Source organism: Pseudomonas sp. RIT288 (genome assembly GCF_000631985.1).
In the GTDB taxonomy this organism is placed as follows: domain Bacteria; phylum Pseudomonadota; class Gammaproteobacteria; order Pseudomonadales; family Pseudomonadaceae; genus Aquipseudomonas.
This window is the reverse complement of sequence record NZ_JFYN01000013.1, coordinates 48,505-54,047: the sequence shown is the minus strand read 5'-3', so window position 1 is coordinate 54,047 and position 5,543 is coordinate 48,505. Positions and strand designations below refer to the sequence as shown.

Here is a 5,543-nt window from a genome sequence, read left to right as displayed (position 1 = left end):
GTGTGGTTGTTCTATCAAGACCCGGCCGCTGGCCGGGTTCATCCCTGAACGGACTTGTGGTTATTTATGGAAAAGTCGAAGTTGCGCAAAGTCGGTATGGGGTTGGCGTTGGCGGCGGTGGCCGGGTTGGTGCTGTACACGGTGCAGGCACCGGCCGAAGCGCCGAAATACCAGACTGCCCCGGTCGAACGCTCGGATATCGAAAACACCGTGCTCGCCACCGGTTTGCTGGAAGGCGTCAAGCAAGTGGACGTCGGCGCTCAGGTGTCGGGGCAACTGAAGTCGCTCAAGGTCAAGGTGGGCGACAAGGTGAAGAAGGGTCAGTGGCTGGCGGAAATCGATCCGCTGGTGCTGCAGAACACCCTGCGTCAGGCTCAGGTCGATGAGGAAAACCTGCAGGCGCAAAAGCGCGCCACGCAAGCCCAGCTGAAGCAGACCAAAGCGATCTACGAGCGCTATCAGAACCTGCAGGAAGACGCGTCGATCTCGCGTCAGGATTTCGAGACTGCGCAATCGAACTACGAGGTGCAGCAGGCCAATCTGCTGTCGCTGGACGCGCAGATCAAGAGTGCGCACATCCAGATCGACACCGCCAAGGTCAACCTCGCGTATACGCGGATCGTTGCGCCGATCGACGGTGATGTGGTGGGCATCGTCACCCAGGAAGGCCAGACCGTGATCGCCAACCAGCTGGCGCCGATCCTGCTGAAACTGGCGGATCTGGACACCATGACCATCAAGGCCCAGGTCTCGGAGGCCGATGTGATTCATATCGCGCCGGGGCAGCAGGTGTATTTCACCATTCTCGGCGAAGACAAACGCTATTACGGCAAGCTGCGCGGCACTGAGCCGGCGCCGCAGAACTTCCTCGAAGCGCCGCCGGCCGGCACCCCGAAACAAAATACCGCCGTGTTCTACAACGCGCTGTTCGAGGTGCCCAATCCCGACCATCGCTTGCGCATCTCGATGACCGCGCAGGTGCGCATCGTCCTCGATACCGCGCAATCGGTGCTGACCGTGCCGGTGGCCGCGCTCGGGCCACGCAATGCCGATGGCAGCTTTGCGGTGCGGGTGCTGGACGCCAAGGGCCAGGCGCAGTCGCGCAACGTGCAGACCGGGATCAACAACAACGTCAAAGTACAGATCAATCAGGGCCTGAGTGAAGGCGAGCGGGTGGTGATCGGTGATCCGCTGCCCGCCGTGGCGGGGGCTTGAGCATGACGCAGCCGTTACTGCAACTGACCGGCATCACCCGCAGTTTCACTGCCGGTGACCGCGAATTTCTCGCGCTGAAGGACATCAACCTGACGATCAACGCCGGAGAAATGGTGGCGATCATCGGCGCCTCCGGCTCCGGCAAGTCAACCCTGATGAACATCCTCGGCTGTCTCGATTACGCCACCGCCGGCAGCTACAGGATCAACGGCCAGGAAACCCGCGACCTCGACGATCAGGCGCTGGCCGAACTGCGCCGCGATTACTTCGGTTTCATCTTCCAGCGCTATCACTTGCTGCCGCACCTGAGCGCGATGCACAACGTCGAGATGCCAGCCATTTACGCCGGCATCCCCGCGCCGCAACGCCACGCCCGCGCCCGTGAGTTGCTGGCGCGGCTGGGCCTCGATGGGCACCTGACTCACCGCCCGAGCCAGCTCTCTGGTGGTCAGCAACAACGGGTGAGTATCGCCCGGGCCTTGATGAATGGCGGTGAAGTGATCCTCGCCGACGAACCCACCGGCGCCCTCGACACCGCCAGCGGCAAAGAGGTAATGCGCATCCTGCTGGAACTGCATGCGGCCGGGCACACGGTGATTCTGGTGACCCACGACCCGAAAGTCGCGGCCAACGCCGAACGCATCATCGAAGTCAGCGACGGAGAAATCCTCAGCGACCGCCGCAATCAGCGCGACACCGGGCAACTGCCGGGCGAAGAGGAGGTACCGGTCAAACCTGCGGCGACCCGCCGCCTGGTCGCCAGCCTCGGGCTGTTCAAGGAAGCCTTCAACATGGCCTGGGTGGCGTTGATTTCGCACCGCATGCGCACCTTGTTGACCATGCTCGGGATCGTCATCGGCATCACCTCGGTGGTGTCGATTTCGGCGATCGGCGAGGGCGCAAAAAACTACGTGCTCAAGGACATTTCAGCGATCGGCAGCAACACCATCGATATCTATTCCGGCAGCAGTTTCGGCGACAAGCGCGCGGCCTCGATCGAGACGCTGGTGCCGGCCGACGTCACCGCGCTGAATCAGCTGTATTACGTCGACAGCGCCACCCCGGTGGTCGGCCGCAGCATGCTCCTGCGTTACCGCAACATCGACCTCGATGCGCAGATCAACGGCGTCAGCGACCAGTACTTTCAGGTGCGCGGGATCAAACTGGAAGCGGGCATCACCTTCAGCGAAACCGACGCCCGGCGTCAGGCGCAGGTGGTGGTGATCGACTACAACACCCGGCATCGACTGTTCGCCGAGGACGTCGATCCGCTGGGCCAGGTGATCCTGATCGGCAACCTGCCGTGCACGGTGATCGGCGTGGCGGCCGAGAACAAGAACCTGTTTGCCTCGGGCAAGACCCTCAACGTCTGGGTGCCCTACGAAACCGCTGCCGGGCGCCTGCTCGGCCAGCGTTTCCTCGACAGCATCAGTGTACGGATCAAGGACGGCCAGTCGAGCAAGGTCGTGGAAAATCACGTCACCCAATTGATGCTGCAACGCCACGGCATCAAGGATTTCTACACCAACAACCTCGACAGCGTGATGCAGACCGTGCAGAAAACCAGCCGCTCGCTGGCCTTGCTGCTGTCGCTGATCGCGGTGATTTCGCTGGTGGTCGGCGGCATCGGCGTGATGAACATCATGCTGGTATCGGTCACCGAACGTACCCGCGAGATCGGCATTCGCATGGCGGTCGGCGCGCGCCAGTCGGACATTCGTCAGCAGTTTCTGGTGGAAGCGGTGATGGTCTGCCTGCTCGGCGGGGCGATCGGCATTTCCTTGTCGTATGCCATCGGCCACCTGTTTTCGCTGTTCATCAAGGAGTGGGAGATGGTGTTCTCCATGGCCTCGGTGCTGACGGCAGTGATCTGCTCGACGCTGATCGGCATCGTCTTCGGCTTCGTCCCCGCGCGCAACGCCTCGCGTCTCGATCCGATCGAGGCGCTGGCGCGGGACTAATTGCCGAAGCTGATTGGCCGGGCTCGTGCCTGAAGTTCACAAATCGAAAGGGACGGGTCATGAACCCGTCGCTGTTTTTCGTCCAGGCCTGCTGGCGATGGCGGCCTGATAGCCAACCGGTCCCCAACTGAATGCACCCAATCCAATTGTGGGAGCCAGCCTGCTGGCGATGACGGCCTAGGAGCCGACCAATCCCTGACTGAATGCTCTCGGTCAAATTGTGGGAGCTGGCTTGCCAGCGATGGCGGCCATCAAAACAACAGAGCAGACCCCGCACATAAACGCACCCCCGCAAGCACGTTTAAAGTACACGAACCGTTACGCCATAACGGCTACAACACCTTGCGCCGTTGCCTACGCGTACGCCAGAATCCGCCGGCTTACACGGCTATGGGCCGGGCTATATCGTTTCCCTGTCACTGAAAATCAGTGATCGGGTTTGGTAGCCCGTTTCATTACAGTCGTGCGCCACATTACAGGTCCGTTATTGGGGCTCTGCTTTTATGGTGGCCATGCGTGGGGCTCTTTCGGGAGCGCCGGGTTTACTGTTTTGACCGGTCTACCAACCCACAAATGGCCGCCACCCTTCGTTTGGTAGCGAGAGTGATGGCTCCTCATTTATTTAAAACAGTGAGTCACTTATGTTCAAAGCCACACCCAACCCCCCAGATGTCGACCCGATCCCATACGACCCGGCCCTCGACCCTCAGAAGATAAAAGCGGCAACCGACCGCGCCATCAACTTCTACCTCAACCCCGGCGCACTGAAGATCTCCATCCCTTCAGTACCGTCAGGCAAATCAAGCAGAATCTTCCTCATCGACCCCACCGTGGACGAAGAAACATTGCTCGTCGAAGCCTGCGAGTCGTTAGCGGCCGCCAGCGACATGGCCCGCGACATCGGCGACGTCGTCGACCACTCACAGCGCCGGGCGATGCTGATGCTGCATCAGGTGATCATGCTCAGTGAACTGATGGTCAACCGGGTACTGGACGGCCGCCGCGTGCCGAACTAACTGCCCGGTCCCCTGTAGGAGCTGCCGAAGGCTGCGATCTTTTGATTTTGTTTTTTCAAGATCAAGATCAAAAGATCGCAGCCTGCGGCAGCTCCTACAGAAAGTCATTCTTTCAAAGTGCCTCGATCGGAGTTCCAGCTGATGCCCGAAACCCCATACAATCCGCCAATCACAGACCCGCTATCACCCTACGAATCCCTCAACTCCAGAAAACTCCACGAAGCCGCCGAACGCGCCCTCGATCACTACCTCGCGCCCGCGCACATCATGGCGACGCCTTACACCCCCAGCAGCATGTTTCTGGTCAACCCGCAAACCGACACTGAATCCCTGCTGGCCAACGCCTGCGAATCCCTGGCCTCGGCCACCGTCATGCTTGGTGATTTCGCCGGAACGCTGGAAGGGCCGAGTCGCAATACGGTGTTGGGCATTGCGCAAGTGGTGATGCTGGGGGAGTTGGCGGTGAATCAAGCGCTGGATAGAGTTGTGCCGAAGGATTAGACCCCCAATGTAAAAAACCGCCGCCCGGGGAGGGCGGCGGTTTTTTGTTCCGGTGGGGACTCAGGCTGCGCTGGTGGCGTGGCTTGTGTCCTCCGGCGAATACATCCAGCGCATCAACGAATGCCGGCCGCTGATCCCCAGTTTGATCGCGGCGCGCTTGAGGTAGCTTTCCACCGTGTTGACCTTCAACTGCAACTGCTCGGCCAGCTCCGGCGCGGTGCGCCCGGCGAGCAGGCCGATGCACACTTCGGTTTCGCGATTGGACAGGCTCAGGCCCAGTTGCTGTAAACGCTCGTTGAAGCGTAGCCGCAGATTTTCCAGGCCCGGTTGCGAGCCGTCAGCGCTGGGCGACGGGGCTTCTGTGTCGGGTTGCATGGGGCGCAGGGCGTGAATGTGTTTTTCCAGCATCGGCAACAGCACTGGAGAAATGTCCTGCAACAAGCTCTGCTCCTGAGCCGAGAAACGCTGCGACTGGTCGTTGCGATACACCGAAATCACGTAGCGATAACCGTCCTTGCGCCGGGTCAGGTGCAATTGTGAGGCGTCGGCGCTGGCCGCGGCTGGCGGGTCCATTGGCTCGCTCGAGCGTGCGGCAATCTGTTCGCAGAATACCGTTTCAGCCTGCTGGGCCGAGTCCTTGCCGGCTTCCGGCGGGTTGCGGTGGGCGGGGCGGCCCACCGGCTCGACGCGCATCTGGCGAATGTGTGTGGCGTCCACCGCCAGTTGCGTCTGGATCAGGTCATGCAGCATCCGTGGAAAGTGCCGGCTGCCGGTGCTCGCGATGACTTTACCGATATGGGGAAACAGGTGTGAGTTCATAAACATCATCCATGAGTTGCAGGTGAAACAA

5 protein-coding genes are annotated in these 5,543 nt (G+C 60.8%); 4 read left to right on the top strand and 1 reads right to left on the bottom strand.

Features of this window, described 5'->3' with window-relative positions; all coding sequences use genetic code 11:
* The first annotated feature begins 66 nt into the window (after window positions 1-66).
* The 4 genes from macA (at window position 67) to BW33_RS14860 (ending at window position 4,693) form a co-directional block, all read left to right on the top strand.
* Window positions 67-1,215, top strand: a complete 1,149-nt coding sequence (macA, locus tag BW33_RS14875) for a macrolide transporter subunit MacA (RefSeq protein WP_047599790.1) — start codon at window positions 67-69, stop codon at window positions 1,213-1,215.
* Window positions 1,216-1,217: 2 nt separating this feature from the next.
* Window positions 1,218-3,176, top strand: coding sequence for a MacB family efflux pump subunit (locus BW33_RS14870; RefSeq protein ID WP_047599789.1), 1,959 nt, complete (start codon window positions 1,218-1,220; stop codon window positions 3,174-3,176).
* 641 nt (window positions 3,177-3,817) lie between these two features.
* Entirely contained in the window at window positions 3,818-4,192 is a 375-nt protein-coding gene (locus BW33_RS14865; protein ID WP_047599788.1) for a DUF6124 family protein, read from the top strand.
* A gap of 141 nt (window positions 4,193-4,333) precedes the next feature.
* Window positions 4,334-4,693, top strand: coding sequence for a DUF6124 family protein (locus tag BW33_RS14860; RefSeq protein ID WP_047599787.1), 360 nt, complete (start codon window positions 4,334-4,336; stop codon window positions 4,691-4,693).
* A 60-nt stretch (window positions 4,694-4,753) separates the two neighbouring features.
* Here the strand turns inward: BW33_RS14860 and BW33_RS14855 are convergent, their stop codons facing one another.
* A complete protein-coding gene (locus BW33_RS14855) occupies window positions 4,754-5,512 on the bottom strand; it encodes a helix-turn-helix transcriptional regulator (RefSeq protein WP_047599786.1) in 759 nt (252 codons plus the stop codon).
* Window positions 5,513-5,543 lie beyond the last annotated feature (31 nt).

Coding starts and splice junctions, on each gene's coding strand:
- macA (WP_047599790.1), top strand. CDS start 67: ATGGAAAAGTCGAAGTTGCGCAAAGTCGGTATGGGGTTGGCGTTGGCG.
- BW33_RS14870 (WP_047599789.1), top strand. CDS start 1,218: ATGACGCAGCCGTTACTGCAACTGACCGGCATCACCCGCAGTTTCACT.
- BW33_RS14865 (WP_047599788.1), top strand. CDS start 3,818: ATGTTCAAAGCCACACCCAACCCCCCAGATGTCGACCCGATCCCATAC.
- BW33_RS14860 (WP_047599787.1), top strand. CDS start 4,334: ATGCCCGAAACCCCATACAATCCGCCAATCACAGACCCGCTATCACCC.
- BW33_RS14855 (WP_047599786.1), bottom strand. CDS start 5,512: ATGAACTCACACCTGTTTCCCCATATCGGTAAAGTCATCGCGAGCACC.